Source organism: Pantoea sp. RIT-PI-b (assembly GCF_001187905.1).
Taxonomy (GTDB): Bacteria; Pseudomonadota; Gammaproteobacteria; order Enterobacterales; family Enterobacteriaceae; genus Pantoea; species Pantoea nemavictus.
Genome location: NZ_LGIS01000014.1, coordinates 439504 through 455038, shown reverse-complemented (window position 1 = coordinate 455038; position 15535 = coordinate 439504). Strand labels below are relative to the sequence as shown.

Genomic DNA, 15535 nt, shown 5'->3' with positions numbered 1-15535 from the left:
CTTAAGCCAGACGCGGGTTAACTTTATCGGCGTCGATGTTGAACTTGGTGATTGCTTCTGCCACCACTTTCTTATCGATTTCGCCGCGTTTAGCCAGCTCACCCAGCGCAGCCACAACCACATACGATGCATCCACTTCGAAGTGGTGACGCAGGTTTTCGCGGCTGTCTGAACGACCGAAGCCGTCAGTACCCAGCACGCGATAATCGCTGGAAGGTACGTAGCTGCGAACCTGTTCTGCGAACAGCTTCATGTAGTCGGTTGATGCGACAGCCGGCGCCTCGTTCATCACCTGCGCGATGTACGGTACACGTGGCTCTTCGGTTGGGTGCAGCATGTTCCAGCGCTCGCAATCCTGGCCATCACGCGCCAGCTCGGTGAACGAGGTCACGCTGTAGACGTCAGAACCGATGCCGTAATCTTTCGCCAGGATCTGCGCGGCTTCACGCACGTGACGCAGGATTGAACCTGAACCCAGCAGCTGCACTTTGCCTTTGCTACCGTCTACGGTTTCCAGCTTGTAGATACCCTTACGGATACCCTCTTCCGCACCCTGCGGCATCGCCGGCATGTGGTAGTTTTCGTTCAGCGTGGTGATGTAGTAGTAGATGTTCTCCTGCGCTTCGCCGTACATACGCACCAGGCCATCTTGCATGATGACCGCCACTTCGTACGCGTAAGACGGATCGTAAGAGATACAGTTCGGGATGGTCAGCGACTGAATGTGGCTGTGACCATCTTCGTGCTGCAGGCCTTCGCCGTTCAGTGTAGTACGACCGGAGGTGCCGCCGACGAGGAAGCCGCGCGCCTGCTGATCGCCCGCCAACCACATCAGATCGCCGATGCGCTGGAAGCCGAACATCGAGTAATAGATGTAGAACGGAATCATCGGCAGGTTGTTGGTGCTGTAAGAAGTCGCTGCTGCCAGCCAGGATGAACCTGCACCCAGCTCATTGATCCCTTCCTGCAGAATCTGGCCTTTCTCGTCTTCTTTATAGTAAGCAACCTGCTCGCGGTCCTGCGGGGTGTACTGCTGACCGTTCGGGCTGTAGATACCAATCTGACGGAACAGACCTTCCATACCGAAGGTACGGGCTTCATCCGCGAGGATCGGAACCAGGCGATCTTTGATCGACTTGTTTTTCAGCATCACGTTCAAGGCACGCACGAAGGCGATGGTGGTGGAGATCTCTTTGTTCTGCTCTTCCAGCAGCGGACGGAACTCTTCCAGCGTTGGCATTTCCAGCTTCTCGCTGAATTGCGCCTGACGCGTTGGCAGGTAGCCGCCCAACTTCTCACGTTGACCGTGCAGATAGTTGTACTCTTCAGAGCCTTTTTCGAAGGTCACGTACGGCAGCTCTTCGATTTTCTCATCAACAACCGGCACGTTGAAGCGATCGCGGATGTAGCGAACGCCATCCATGTTCATCTTCTTAACCTGGTGCGCGATGTTTTTGCCTTCGGCAGTATCACCCATACCATAGCCTTTAATGGTATGTGCCAGAATCAGCGTTGGCTGACCTTTGGTCTCCTGCGCTTTTTTCAGTGCTGCGTAGACTTTCTTCGGATCGTGGCCGCCGCGGTTCAGGGCGAAGATCTCTTCGTCTGACCAATCTTTCACCAGCGCTGCGGTTTCCGGGTATTTACCGAAGAAGTGCTCGCGCACGTAGGCGCCGTCACGGGATTTGAAGGTCTGATAATCGCCGTCAACGGTTTCGTTCATCAGTTGAATCAGCTTGCCGCTGGTGTCCTGACGCAGCAGTTCATCCCAACGACCGCCCCAGATCACTTTGATCACGTTCCAGCCAGCACCGGCGAAGATGCCTTCCAGCTCGTTGATGATCTTACCGTTACCGGTGACCGGGCCATCCAGACGCTGCAGGTTACAGTTGATGATGAACACCAGGTTATCCAGCTTTTCACGGGTGCCGATGGTGATCGCACCTTTGGATTCCGGCTCATCCATCTCGCCATCACCGAGGAAGGCGTATACGGTTTGTGCTGAGGTGTCCTTCAGACCGCGGTGTTCCAGATACTTCAGGAATTTCGCCTGATAGATCGCCGACAGCGGACCAAGGCCCATAGAAACGGTCGGGAACTGCCAGAAGTCTGGCATCAGTTTCGGGTGCGGATAAGAAGAGAGGCCGTTGCCATGCACTTCCTGACGGAAGTTGTTCATCTGCTCTTCGGTCAGACGACCTTCAAGGAAGGCACGTGCATAGATGCCCGGAGAGATATGGCCCTGGAAGTAAACCAGATCGCCGCCGTCTTTGTCGCTACGCGCGCGGAAGAAGTGGTTGAAGCACACTTCATAAATGGTCGCGGAAGACTGGAAGGAGGACATATGGCCACCCAACTCCAGATCTTTCTTCGACGCACGCAGCACCGACATGATGGCGTTCCAACGAATTGCGGAACGGATACGACGTTCAAGAGAGGTGTTGCCCGGATAGTCCGGCTCATCTTCAACAGCAATAGAGTTAATGTAGTTGCTGATTGCAGAGGAACCTGCGGCAACTTTCACGCCACCTTTGCGTGCTGCACTCATTACCTGATCAATCAGATACTGCGCGCGCTCAACACCTTCTTCACGGATGACCGATTCGATCGCTTGTAGCCAATCACGAGTTTCGATCGGATCCACGTCATTCTGTAAACGTTCTGACATGGGGTGTATTCCTTATCTGTGTCTAATACGTTGAAATTATCAGGAGCCTGTCTGCTTGTGCTTTGCTTCTGGTTCACAGCACAAGAAGACAGGCCCGTCGTGTTTTCCGCACGTTCGTTGCCGTGCGTTATTCCTTACGTTGCTGTAAACGACGCAGGGAGCGTTCACGACGACTCTGCTCCCGACTTCTATCCAGCAAGATTTCCTCAATGAACGCCAGGTGACGATGAGAGGCCTCGCGTGCTTGTTCTGGCTCACGAGCCACAATCGCCTCGAAAATACTGGCGCGGTGACCGCTCACTTTCGCCAGCATTTCCCGGCGAGCGTAGAGCAATTCAAAATTCTGACGGACGTTTTGTTCCAGCATAGGGCCCATGGAACGCAGCAAATGCAGAAGCACCACATTATGAGCGGCTTCTGTGACAGCGATCTGATACTTCATCACTGCATCGGCTTCGGCATCGAGATCGCCGCTGTCCTGTGCCTGCTGAATGTGAACATGGCAGTCGCGGATGCGCTGCAGATCTTCATCGGTGCCCCGCAGCGCCGCATAATAGGCAGCAACGCCTTCCAGCGCATGGCGGGTTTCCAGCAGGTCAAACTGAGATTCTGGATGTTCGGCAAGCAGCCCGACCAGCGGGTCGCTTAGGCTTTGCCAGAGATTTTTTTGGACGAAGGTGCCGCCGCCCTGACGACGCATCAGCAGGCCTTTGGCTTCCAGGCTCTGAATCGCTTCGCGCAAGGATGGACGTGAGACATCAAACTGTTTCGCCAGTTCACGCTCGGGGAGCAGTTTTTCTCCCGGCTGGAGCGTCCCTTCCATAATCAGGGATTCCAGTTGCTGCTCAATTGCATCAGAGAGCTTAGGTTGGCGAATTTTACTGTAAGCCATCTTCCCTTCTTATCAGCCAAACGTCCGGAGTAAATTGGTAATACCAATTGAAAAATGGTGCCGGTAAAGTAACAAAGTATTCACCTTGTGTCTATATGGGCGCGGTCACACTTCAGGGGAAGATCGTAGCAGTGATGCGCTAACTCACCGGGATAGAGTGAGAAATTACTGGGCGGCAACAAATGTTAATGAATTGCACTTTTACCTAACCTTACACTGAGTTAGCGCCGCCAAAACCGTACAACCATAAGTGAAAGCTATTCGTGTTCACGATTTTTTCGTGGCAGAAATATTGCGACCGGCGCGCAGTGAATGCTGCTGCTTTTTCAGTCATCTCTCAGCACAAAAAGCAAAAGCAGGTGCAAAGCGGCGCGCTTATCACTATTCTGAACGCCGTGGTAGCTCATGCATGCACACAGCACGCCAGATACCGTAAAGAAAAGAGTACATTAGGGTAAACAACCTTACAGTGCGCGCACTGCAGGTGCACAATAACAACATCACGAGGTTTGTATGGAACAACAGCATGGCGACACGCTGCACCGCGGCTTAAAGAATCGCCATATTCAGCTGATTGCGCTGGGCGGAGCCGTAGGTACTGGCCTGTTTCTGGGTAGCGCATCAGTGATTAAATCGGCGGGTCCCGCCGTGATTCTCGGTTATGCGATCGCCGGTTTTATTGCCTTTCTAATTATGCGCCAACTGGGCGAAATGGTGGTTGAAGAGCCGGTTGCCGGAAGCTTCAGCCACTTCGCCTACAAATACTGGGGCAACTTCGCCGGTTTCGCCTCGGGCTGGAACTACTGGGTGCTGTACGTATTGGTCGCCATGGCTGAATTGACCGCCGTCGGCAAATACGTGCAGTTCTGGTGGCCGGACTTCCCCACCTGGGCTACTGCCGCCATCTTCTTTGTGCTGATCAACGCCATCAACCTGACCAACGTTAAAGTGTTTGGTGAGATGGAGTTCTGGTTCGCGATCATCAAAGTCGTCGCGGTTATCGGCATGATCCTGTTCGGCGGCTGGCTGCTGTTTAGCGGCAACGGCGGCCCGCAGGCTAGCGTGAGCAACCTTTGGGATCAGGGCGGTTTCTTGCCGCACGGCATGACCGGGCTCGTGATGATGATGGCAATCATTATGTTCTCGTTTGGTGGTCTGGAGCTGGTGGGCATTACCGCCGCAGAAGCCGACAATCCAGAAGAGAGCATCCCGAAAGCCACTAACCAGGTGCTGTGGCGTATCCTGATTTTCTATATCGGCTCACTGGCTGTATTGCTGTCGCTGCTGCCGTGGACGCGCGTAACAGCCGATACCAGCCCGTTCGTGTTGATCTTCCATGAACTGGGCGATGCTTTTGTCGCCAACGCGCTGAACGTGGTGATCCTGACGGCTGCACTGTCGGTCTACAACAGCTGCGTTTACTGCAATAGCCGCATGCTGTTCGGCCTTGCGCAACAAGGCAACGCGCCAAAAGCGCTGCTAAAAGTCGATAGCCGCGGCGTGCCAGTCGCCACCATTCTGGTCTCTGCCGTTGCGACCTTGCTGTGCGTCCTGATTAACTACCTGATGCCAGGTGAAGCCTTTGGTCTGCTGATGGCGCTGGTGGTTTCCGCTCTGGTTATCAACTGGGCGATGATCAGCCTGGCGCATCTGAAATTCCGTAAGAAGAAAGACCAGCAAGGCGTGACCACGCGCTTCAGAGCGGTGCTCTATCCGCTGGGTAACTGGATCTGTCTGGTGTTCCTGGCCGGCGTGCTGGTCATTATGCTGATGACGCCGGGCATGGCGATCTCGGTATGGCTGATTCCGGTCTGGCTAGTGATTCTGGGTATCGGCTACACCATTAAGAACAAACTACAGAAAGCCTAATGTTGTTCCCTGCCCGGCACGCTGTTGCCGGGCAGTTCCTCTGATCTGGCTCACACTTTTTCCCGCCCGCGCGTTTTGTCCATCTACCCGACCATTTGCTCCCCAGCAGATTACTGATTTTGCACAGATAATTTCTGCTCATCTAGTCGCTGGAGACGATCAATGAAAGGAGCAGCCCTCTCGTTCCGAGAGAAACTGGGATATGGCATGGGCGATGCCGGATGCAACATGATTGGTGGCGCCATCATGCTGTTCCTCAATTATTTCTACACTGATGTGTTTGGCTTAGCCCCGGCGCTGGTCGGCACGCTGTTGCTCTCGGTGCGCGTGCTGGATGCGGTGACCGATCCGATCATGGGCGCCATTGCCGACCGAACCCAGAGCCGCTGGGGCCGTTTCCGCCCTTGGCTGCTGTGGGTTTCCGTGCCCTACGTGCTGTTCAGCGTCTTGATGTTTACCACGCCGGACTGGAGCTACGACAACAAAGTTATCTGGGCATTTGTCACCTACTTCCTGATGTCGCTGACCTATACCGCCATCAACATCCCTTACTGCTCGCTGGGTGGCGTGATTACCAACGATCCCGGAGAACGCGTGTCGTGCCAGTCGTATCGCTTTGTAATGGTGGGCGTTGCCACGCTCATTCTTTCGCTTTCGCTACTGCCGATGGCCGAGTGGTTTGGTGGCGACAATAAAGCACGCGGCTATCAGCTGGCGATGAGCGTGTTGGCGCTGATTGGTCTGGCCATGTTCCTGTTCTGTTTTGCTACGGTGCGCGAACGCATTCGACCTGCGGCACCAAGCAATGATGATTTGAAACAGGACCTGCGCGACGTATGGAAGAACGATCAGTGGGTGCGCATTCTGCTGCTGACGTTCTGTAACGTCTGCCCTGGTTTTATCCGCATGGCGGCCACCATGTATTACGTCACCTGGGTGATGGGCCAATCGACGCACTTCGCCACGCTGTTCATCAGCCTTGGCGTCATCGGCATGATGTTTGGCAGCACGCTGGCGAAAATTCTTACCGACCGCTGGTGCAAGCTCAAAGTCTTTTTCTGGACTAACATCGCGCTGGCGCTGTTCTCCTGCGGCTTTTACTGGATCGATCCACACGCCACCGTCGCGGTGGTGATCGCCTATTTCCTGCTGAATATCCTGCACCAAATTCCCTCGCCGCTGCACTGGTCGCTGATGGCCGACGTGGATGATTACGGTGAATGGAAAACCGGCAAACGCATCACCGGTATGAGCTTCTCCGGCAATCTGTTCTTCCTGAAAGTTGGGCTGGCGGTTGCCGGTGCGATGGTAGGTTTCCTGCTGTCGATATATGGCTACGATGCCGGTGCCAAACAACAGGCACCCAGCGCCACTAACGGCATCATGCTGCTGTTTACCGTGATTCCTGGAGTCGGCTATCTGATTACCGCTGGCGTGGTGCGCTTGATGAAAGTGGATCGCAAAATGATGCGCACCATTCAGGCCGATCTGGCACTGCGCCGTGCCCATTCACATCACGTATCCCCTATCGCGTCCTCAGCGACTACGCAACCCGGAGAGATCAAATGAGCTGGCCCAATCCTTTTATTACCCAACGCGCCGATCCCTTTATTCTGCGTCACGCGGATGGCTACTATTTTATCGCCTCGGTGCCGGAATATGACCGACTGGAGATTCGCTATGCGTCTACGCTGGCTGGCCTGATTGATGCGCAAGCCGTTACCGTATGGCACAAACCCGATACCGGTCCGTTTAGCGCATTGATTTGGGCACCAGAACTGCACCACATAAATGGGCAATGGGTGATCTATTTTGCCGCCGCGCCGACGCGCGAAATTAAAGATGGGCTTTTCCAGCACCGTATGTATGCGCTGGTATGTAATGATGCCGATCCGCTCAGCGGCAACTGGCAACCTTGCCGTCGCGTCCACACGCCCATCGACTCCTTCTCGCTGGATGCCACTTACTTCTCGCATCAGGGCAAACACTGGTATCTGTGGGCGCAGAAAGACCCGGCTATTCCCGGTAACTCCAATCTGTATCTCGCCGAGCTACTCAATCCCTGGACATTGAAAAGCGCCCCGCTGATGCTGAGCCGACCTGAGTATGAATGGGAATGCGCAGGGTTTAGCGTGAATGAAGGGCCGGCAGTGATTCAGCACGGTGAACGATTGTTTGTCACCTACTCCGCCAGCGCCACCGATGAAAATTACTGCCTTGGCATCTTAAGCATTGATGTGTCGGCCGATCCGCTTAACATCAGCGCCTGGCATAAATCGGCGCGTCCGGTATTTGCCACCAGTTGGGATAATCAACAATACGGGCCAGGGCATAACAGCTTTACGGTGGATGAGGCGGGGCGGGATGTGCTGGTGTATCACGCACGTAACTATACGGAAATTGAGGGCGATCCGCTGTGGGATCCGAATCGCCATACGCGATTAAAGTACGTTGACTGGCGCGAAGACGGCACACCGGATTTCGGCGTGCCGCCGGCCGATCACACCAGCGTGCCGTAGATGGTCAATAGCGCCACCACCACCACCAGCACCAGAGAAATACGTTTCGCGAGCGCCACCGCAACACGTGGCGTTTCGACTTTATCCATGTGCGGATCGCGTGCCAGCGAGAACTGCGCCAGGCTGGTCAGCACCTGATACTGCGGGCGATGCAGATCGCCAAGCGCGGCAAACCACGCCGGCAGCGCACGCTCGCCGTGCCCGAGTAGCGCGTAAGCCACACCGGCAAGGCGCACAGGAATCCAGTCCAGCAAGTGCAGCAGGCGATCAACGCCAGATTGCGAACGCTCCAGCGGCGAATGGTGTTTCGCCAGCCAACTCTGCCAGGCGCGCAGAAATGCATAACCCACCAACAGCACCGGACCGTAAGGACCGCCAACCACAAACCAGAACAGCGGCGCCAGATAGTAGCGGAAGTTAATCCATATCAGCGCATTCTGCAGTTCACGCAGGAACTCGCGTTCGGTGCACTCAACAGGCACACCGTGAATCAGCGTCAGTTCGGCGGCCATCGCCTGATGGGCTGCTTCATCGTCATGGCTCGCGGCTTTAAGGTAGTTGTGATAGTGCAGCCGTACCGAACCGGCGCCAATGCACAGCAAACCCACCACAATCCAGAACAGCAGTTGCGCTACGCCAAACAGAATACCTTTCAGGCTCCACACCACCAGCCAGACGATCAGCATCGCCATGACGGTCATCAACAGCGTGCGCAGCAGGGAAAAGCGCTGACGTCTCCGGAACAGCGGCTCAAGCCGATGATCCAGTTGCCAATGTTCACCCAGCTTAAAAAGGCGTTCCCAACCTAAGACTAATAACAAGCTAAACAACGTCATACCTGCTCCTGCTGTTTCAGGAATTCTCCTGCCTGATAGACTCTTTATATCGCGGCCAGTCAAACGAGAGCCCCGGATCCGTTTTACGTTCCGGCGCTATATCGCTGTGGCCGGTAATGCGCGACGGCGTCAATGGATAGTGCTGCAATAACAACGCCGTCACCTGTTGCAAAGTGGCATATTGCGCATCGGTATACGGCAGCGTATCGGTGCCCTCCAGCTCAATGCCCATCGAAAAATCATTGCAGCTTTCACGCCCTTCAAATTGTGATACCCCAGCGTGCCAGGCGCGCTGATCGAAAGAGACGTATTGCACCAACTCACCATCGCGGCGAATCAAACAGTGTGCCGCCACGCGTAAGTGGGCGATCTCGGCAAAATAGGGATGCGCATCCGCAGGCAACGTGCCGGTAAACAGCCGATCGATCCACGGCCCGCCAAACTCACCGGGCGGTAAGCTAATGTTATGAATCACCAACAGCGAGGGAACTTCATCATTCGGACGCTGATTAAAGTGGGGTGACGGTACTTTGCGCGCGCTGGTGATCCAGCCCTCTTCCAGTTTCATGCCGTTAAATCCTCAGCAAAATCAGGCTGAGAATAACATGTTTCAGAGAGCAGACTTGCGACTTAATGCGCCAGCAACCCGGAGTTAAGGATACTAAACATTTCACCTGCAGCAACTGGCAATGGCCGATAAATCAGGCTAAGGTGAGCGCACAAAATCTCGTCTTGTGGAGTGGTAAACCATGGCAACGCGTCGTTACGATCCCGATCATCGCCGTCAGGAATTGATTAAGCGTATTGAGCAAGATATCCCTGAAGCCGTTGCCCGCGCGCTTCAGGAGGACCTGGGCGGCGAAGTGGATGCCGATCGCGATATCACCGCGTTACTGCTGCCAGCCGAGAAGCAGGCTGAGGCGCAGGTAATCACGCGTGAAGTCGGTGTTTTTTGTGGTAAACGCTGGGTGGAAGAGGTGTTTATCCAGTTGGGCAATAAAGTGAGCATCAACTGGCATGTTGAAGATGGACAAACGCTGGTTGCCGATCAACTGCTATTTGAGCTCAGTGGCCCGGCGCGCCTGCTTTTAACCGCAGAACGCACTGCGCTTAACTTCGTACAAACGTTGTCTGGAGTGGCTACTGAAGTCAGCCGCTATGTGGCCCTGCTACAAGGTAGCAACACGCAACTGCTCGACACGCGTAAAACCTTACCCGGTCTGCGTACCGCGCTGAAATATGCGGTGCTGTGCGGTGGCGGTAACAATCATCGCTTAGGTTTGTCGGATGCTTTTCTGATTAAAGAAAACCACATTATTGCCAGCGGCTCGGTGCGCAACGCGGTAGAAAAAGCGCTGTGGCTATCGCCCGATGTGCCGGTTGAGGTCGAAGTCGAATCACTGACGGAACTGCAGGATGCCATTGATGCTGGCGCGGACATCATCATGCTGGATAACTTCAGCCTTGAAATGATGCATGAAGCGGTGGCGCTAACCAATAAACGTGCGCTGCTGGAAGTCTCTGGCAACGTTACCGAAACCACGTTGCCACACATTGCCCAGACCGGCGTAGACTACGTTTCCGTTGGTGCGTTAACCAAACATGTGCGCGCGCTGGATTTATCGATGCGCTTCCGCGACCTTTAATTCAGCGCCTCCGTCGCCCTTCGTGGCGGCGGTTTTGCGGTATGCCTTCCAAATTTCTGCTAGCTCATCTGTAATCCTGACGATTCTCTGCGCGATGCTTTCCAGACTCGCGCATGCCTGGCTTCCGCTTTGACTCGCCCTTTTCTACCGTAGCGGCTCCACAACAAGGAGCATCACTATGGAAAGACAACGCGGTTTTACCCTCATCGAATTGATGATTGTGATTGGCATCGTCGCCATTCTCAGCGCCATCGGTTTACCGGCCTACCAAAATTATCTGCAACGCGCGGCGCTAACCGACATGCTGCAAACCATGGTGCCGTATAAAACGGCAGTGGAACTCTGTTCGATTGAACGTGGCGGTCCAGCGCAGTGTCAGGCGGGACAGCGCGGCATTCCTGCGGCCAAAGGTTCGCGCTATGTGGCAACGCTGAGCGTGGTCAACGGTACGATCAATCTGACCGGACAAGAGAGCCTTAGCGGATTAGCGGTCGAAATGCTGCCAATTTGGAACACAATGGATGGCACCATGAGCTGGCAGCGTAGTTGTACCAGTGATAACAGTAGCCTGCGCGATAGCTGTCTTGAGCAGTTCCGCTTTGATGACAAGGATGCCAATTAATGGACAATCCAAATGCCGCGTTACAAGCCTTGTGCGCACGTTATCAGGCGGTAATTTTGCAACACGACGCCACGCAGCTGCGCGTGGCGGTAGCAGAGACGCCCGATCCGCTGCTACTGGAAGCATTGCAGTTCGCCAGCCAGTGTAAGGTCGACGTCGAATGCTGGCCTGCGGCACGACTCGAACAATTGCTCCACGAACCCGAAGCCGCTAGCACGCCGCGTGAACACGCCAGCGCCGAGTCAGCGATTAACGCGGTGGATCAAATCTTGCGCCAGGCCATCCAGCGTCGCGCATCGGATGTCCATTTCGAACCGCAGCGACATGGGCTGCGCGTGCGTCTGCGCATAGATGGCGTGCTGCATAAACTGCCTCAATCCTCCGAGGCGCAGCCTGCTGCGCTACTGGCACGCTTAAAGATTCTCGGCGGATTAGATATTGCTGAACGACGTTTACCGCAAGATGGGCAGTTTACGCTGGAAATAGACGACAAACTGGCAGCGTTTCGCCTTTCGACATTACCCATCAGTCAGGGCGAAAAGGCCGTGGTGCGTTTGCTGCAAAGTGAAAATAGCGCCATCACACTCGATAAACTGGGGATGCCCGCAGCACAGTTACGCCTGTTGAAAAATGCGCTGGCAAAGCCTCAGGGTTTGATTCTGGTCACCGGCCCCACCGGAAGCGGAAAAACCTTCACGCTCTACAGCGGCTTAAGCGCGCTAAACGTGCCGGAAAAGAACGTGTGTAGCGTGGAAGACCCGGTGGAAATTCCGCTCGATGGCATTAATCAAACGCAGATCCAGCCGCGCAGCGGGCTTGATTTTAATCGTGTGCTGCGTGCACTGCTGCGCCAGGATCCTGATGTCATTATGGTGGGTGAAATTCGTGATGCCGAGACAGCAAGCATTGCCGTTAAGGCGGCACAAACCGGCCATCTGGTCCTCTCCACTTTGCATACTAACTCAACCGCTGAAACGTTGACGCGTCTGCGCCAGATGGACATTCCGGGCTATCTGCTGGGACCTGCTCTGCAACTGGTGGTCGCGCAACGCCTGGTCAGGCGCCTGTGCGTGCATTGCCGTCAGCCGGGGCAAGCTATCGCCCATCTGCCAGGCGACCTCTGGCCTGGCACCCTACAAACCTGGCGAGCGCCCGGTTGCGATCACTGCTTCTCTGGTTATTACGGCCGTCTGGCGCTGTTTGAGATTCTGCCGATAACCAGCAAATTGCAAAATGCTATCTCGGCAGATATGCCGCTAGAGCATTTGCTGGCCATAGCCAATGAGCAAGGATTGAAAACACTGCTGGCTGCAGGGCTGGAAGCGGTGAGTCGCGGCGATACCTCTTTTGAAGAGATGCAGCGCGTGGTGGGACTTGGCGATGGCTAATCTCTATCATTTTCGCTGGCATGCGCTTGATACCATGGGCGTATTGCAGGAAGGTGAGTCGCTCAACATCAGCCAGGAAGCCCTACTCAATCAACTTTCCGATCGAGGCATGCTGCCGGTGAGTTGGCAGCGTGGTAAATGCTGGCGCTCACGCGATTGGAAGTGGCAGCAGAAGATCGATCTGGTTAGGCAATTAGCGACGCTACTTAAAGCCGGTTTGCCGCTGGCCGAAAGCCTGATACTGCTGGCGGAAGGTCATCCGCATGCCGGTTGGCGGGTATTACTGAAAGGATTGCAGCGCCGCGTCATTGCCGGTGAACCCTTTTCACAGGCGCTGCAGGAGTGGCCGCAAATCTTTCCACCGCTGTTTCCCGCGCTGATGCAGGTTGGCGAGTTAACGGGCCAACTCGACGAATGCTGTCGCCAGCTGGCGCAGCAGCAAAGCAAGCAGCAATATTTACGGCAAAAAGTTGTGAAGGCGCTGCGTTATCCCTTGTTTATCTTGCTGGTGGCGCTCGCGGTCAGTGCCGGCATGCTGCTGTTTGTGCTGCCGGAATTTGTCTCCGTGTATGCCAGTTTTGATGCTCCGTTGCCCGCTTTTACCGCTGCGGTGATGTCTCTGTCAGAACTTTTGCAGAAAGCCGCACTACCACTGTCGCTGGTATGCGCCGCGGTGCTGGCAACTGCGCAGCAAACTTATCGACGCTCAGTGCCCTGGCAAAAGCGTACACAGCAATGGCTGTTACGCATGCCGTTGCTATCACCGCTGTGGCGCGGTGGGCAGCTCAGCCAGATTTACGCCATCCTGCAACTTACTCAGCAATCTGGTTTAACGCTGTTACAGAGCCTGCAGGCGGTAGAGGTTACGCTAGTATCGCGTCTGTGGCGTGATGCCATTGTTCAATTGCAACAGCATATCGCCGCGGGTGCACCGCTGCATCAGGCGTTACAACAGCATCTGCTGTTTACACCGCTTTGTGCCCAGTTGGTCAGAGTTGGCGAAGAGGCAGGTGCGCTCGATGTGATGCTGGCGCGTCTGGCGGAGTGGCATGAGGCCCAAACGCTGGCGCGGGCTGATGCTCTGGCTGCGTCGCTGGAACCGATGATGATGGTGGTGATTGGCGGGATTGTTGGGACGTTAGTGATAGCGATGTATCTGCCGGTATTTGGCCTGGGTGATGCGATTCGTTAACGGGCACGCGCTGTGCGCGCCCGTTATCTTCGATCAGCGAGTAAACACGCGGTTTTCCTGTTCTGCTACGCGGATAAAGGTGGTGCGCTTAGTCAGCTCTTTCAAACGCTCCGCGCCCACGTAGGTGCAGGCTGAACGCAAGCCACCGAGGATATCTTTCACCGTATCTTCAACGGGACCACGCAATGGCAAGCGTACGGTTTTACCTTCAGCTGCACGGTACTGCGCCACGCCGCCTACGTGACGCTTCATCGCCGATTCGGAGCTCATGCCATAGAACAACATAAACTTCTCACCCTGATCTTCAACGATGGTGCCCTCGCACTCGTCATGCGCCGCAAGCATGCCACCGAGCATGGTGAAATCTGCACCACCACCGAAAGCTTTGGCAATATCGCCCGGAACCGAACAGCCGCCATCACTGACGATTTGTCCACCCAGACCGTGTGCCGCATCAGCACACTCAATAACCGCAGAGAGCTGAGGATAGCCCACGCCGGTCTTCACTCGCGTGGTACACACCGAGCCAGGGCCAATCCCTACTTTGACGATATCGGCGCCCGACAAAATTAGCTCTTCCACCATTTCACCGGTGACGACATTGCCCGCACAGATGGTTTTACCTGGGAAGCTTTCACGCACCCGCAGCAAGAACTGAACAAAGTGCTCGGAGTAGCCGTTAGCCACGTCGATACAGATGAAATTAAGTTGCGGTGATAACGCCAGAATCGCGGATAACTTAGTGAAGTCTGATTCAGATGTGCCTGAGGAAACCATCACATGACTCAGCACCGTCGCCGGGACGCGCTGCACAAATGCCTGCCAGTCTTCTACGCTATAGTGCTTATGCACCGCGGTCAGTAGGTTAAAACTGGCCAGCGCTTCAGCCATAGTGAACGTGCCGACGGTATCCATATTAGCGGCAATAATGGGTATGCCGCTCCAGTTTAAGCCTGAGTGTTTAAACGTGAAGGTGCGTTCCAGTTCAACCTCGGAACGGCTTTTCAAGGTGGAGCGTTTTGGGCGGATCAAAACATCTTTAAAGCCCAGTTTTAAATCTTCTTCAATGCGCATAGCTGATTGTCCTGGTTAGTGAAGACGAACCGCGGTTCGGGTAGCGCTCACGGCTCCAGTGTCGTTATCATACGCGCCATTCCTTGCGCGACAAGACTGCGAATTTCACTTTATTTAGGCTACAATCCCTTAAATTTAGCTGAGAAAAATGATTGTGATCATGCTCTCATCTTGCTGTGGTTAATCACCGCTCACGATATAAATTTTGCGAGAACGCTATGCCTTATACCGTTGCGCTCACCGGTGGCATTGGCAGTGGTAAAACCACTATTGCTAATGCTTTCGCAGCGCTAGGCGTTGATATTATTGACGCTGACGCCATTGCCAGAGAAGTCGTTGAACCCGGCACGCCCGCCTTAAAGGCGATTGCTCAACGACATGGAGAATCCATTCTGACGGCTGAAGGCACGCTCTATCGTGCGCGACTTCGTGAAATTATTTTCCAGCAACCGCAAGAAAAAAACTGGCTCAATCAGTTGCTCCATCCACTCATTAACGCCCGCACACAACAATTAAAGTTACTGGCCACTTCACCTTATGTGCTTTGGGTGGTGCCGCTGTTAGTCGAAAATGGATTACAGCAGCAGGCTGATCGTGTGCTGGTGGTAGATGTGGATACCGCAACGCAATTGCAACGCACTCAACAGCGCGATGGCATTTCACTGAGTCAGGCGAAAAGTATTCTTGCCGCGCAGGCCAGTCGTGAGCAGCGATTAGCCTGTGCGGATGACATCATTGATAACAGCGGTACGCCTGAACAGGTGCTACCGCGCGTTGCTGCTCTTCACCAGCACTATCTAAGTCTGGCAGCAACCGGAAAGGATTAACA

General features: G+C 54.7%; 13 protein-coding genes. 8 read left to right on the top strand and 5 right to left on the bottom strand.

Annotation, left to right across the window (positions count from 1 at the left end; translation table 11 throughout):
* Position 1 precedes the first annotated feature (1 nt).
* Both aceE and pdhR read right to left on the bottom strand, forming a co-directional pair.
* Positions 2–2668, bottom strand: a complete 2667-nt coding sequence (aceE, locus tag AC790_RS08450; RefSeq protein ID WP_049851461.1) for a pyruvate dehydrogenase (acetyl-transferring), homodimeric type — start codon at positions 2666–2668, stop codon at positions 2–4.
* Between the two features lie 127 nt (positions 2669–2795).
* Positions 2796–3560, bottom strand: coding sequence for a pyruvate dehydrogenase complex transcriptional repressor PdhR (pdhR, locus tag AC790_RS08445; RefSeq protein WP_007888684.1), 765 nt, complete (start codon positions 3558–3560; stop codon positions 2796–2798).
* Between the two features lie 513 nt (positions 3561–4073).
* Between pdhR and aroP the strand changes: the two genes are divergently transcribed.
* From aroP to AC790_RS08430, 3 genes are all read left to right on the top strand, one after another.
* Positions 4074–5429 carry an aromatic amino acid transporter AroP gene (gene aroP, locus AC790_RS08440; protein WP_007888683.1) on the top strand — a complete coding sequence of 452 codons (1356 nt, stop codon included), beginning with the start codon at positions 4074–4076 and terminating at the stop codon, positions 5427–5429.
* 162 nt (positions 5430–5591) lie between these two features.
* The gene (locus AC790_RS08435; RefSeq protein ID WP_007888681.1) at positions 5592–6998 is read left to right on the top strand and encodes a glycoside-pentoside-hexuronide (GPH):cation symporter; all 1407 of its coding nucleotides are present in this window, start codon (positions 5592–5594) and stop codon (positions 6996–6998) included.
* Positions 6995–7948, top strand: a complete 954-nt coding sequence (locus tag AC790_RS08430) for a family 43 glycosylhydrolase (protein WP_049851460.1) — start codon at positions 6995–6997, stop codon at positions 7946–7948. The genes AC790_RS08435 and AC790_RS08430 overlap by 4 nt, the downstream gene beginning before the upstream one ends.
* Here AC790_RS08430 and ampE read toward each other — a convergent pair.
* Together ampE and ampD are read right to left on the bottom strand one after the other, a co-directional pair.
* Complete coding sequence (gene ampE, locus AC790_RS08425; RefSeq protein WP_049851459.1) at positions 7930–8784, bottom strand: beta-lactamase regulator AmpE; 855 nt, start codon at positions 8782–8784, stop codon at positions 7930–7932. The two genes, AC790_RS08430 and ampE, sit on opposite strands and share 19 nt — an antisense overlap.
* Positions 8785–8800: 16 nt before the next feature.
* Entirely contained in the window at positions 8801–9352 is a 552-nt protein-coding gene (gene ampD / locus AC790_RS08420; RefSeq protein WP_007888669.1) for a 1,6-anhydro-N-acetylmuramyl-L-alanine amidase AmpD, read from the bottom strand.
* A gap of 181 nt (positions 9353–9533) precedes the next feature.
* Here ampD and nadC point away from each other — a divergent pair, with 181 nt between their 5' ends.
* The 4 genes from nadC (at position 9534) to hofC (ending at position 13632) form a co-directional block, all read left to right on the top strand.
* A complete protein-coding gene (gene nadC / locus AC790_RS08415; RefSeq protein ID WP_049851458.1) occupies positions 9534–10430 on the top strand; it encodes a carboxylating nicotinate-nucleotide diphosphorylase in 897 nt (298 codons plus the stop codon).
* Positions 10431–10608: 178 nt separating this feature from the next.
* Positions 10609–11052 (top strand): prepilin peptidase-dependent pilin, encoded by a 444-nt coding sequence (ppdD, locus tag AC790_RS08410; RefSeq protein WP_049851457.1) that lies wholly within the window; start codon positions 10609–10611, stop codon positions 11050–11052.
* Positions 11052–12440, top strand: a complete 1389-nt coding sequence (gspE, locus tag AC790_RS08405) for a type II secretion system protein GspE (protein WP_049851456.1) — start codon at positions 11052–11054, stop codon at positions 12438–12440. Before ppdD ends, gspE begins: the two co-directional genes overlap by 1 nt.
* Positions 12433–13632 carry a protein transport protein HofC gene (gene hofC, locus AC790_RS08400; RefSeq protein WP_049851455.1) on the top strand — a complete coding sequence of 400 codons (1200 nt, stop codon included), beginning with the start codon at positions 12433–12435 and terminating at the stop codon, positions 13630–13632. The genes gspE and hofC overlap by 8 nt, the downstream gene beginning before the upstream one ends.
* A gap of 33 nt (positions 13633–13665) precedes the next feature.
* Here hofC and AC790_RS08395 read toward each other — a convergent pair whose 3' ends face one another.
* Positions 13666–14706 carry a GMP reductase gene (locus tag AC790_RS08395; protein WP_049851454.1) on the bottom strand — a complete coding sequence of 347 codons (1041 nt, stop codon included), beginning with the start codon at positions 14704–14706 and terminating at the stop codon, positions 13666–13668.
* Between the two features lie 218 nt (positions 14707–14924).
* On the opposite strand from AC790_RS08395, the gene coaE reads away from it, so the two are divergent.
* The gene (gene coaE, locus AC790_RS08390; RefSeq protein WP_049851453.1) at positions 14925–15533 is read left to right on the top strand and encodes a dephospho-CoA kinase; all 609 of its coding nucleotides are present in this window, start codon (positions 14925–14927) and stop codon (positions 15531–15533) included.
* Positions 15534–15535 lie beyond the last annotated feature (2 nt).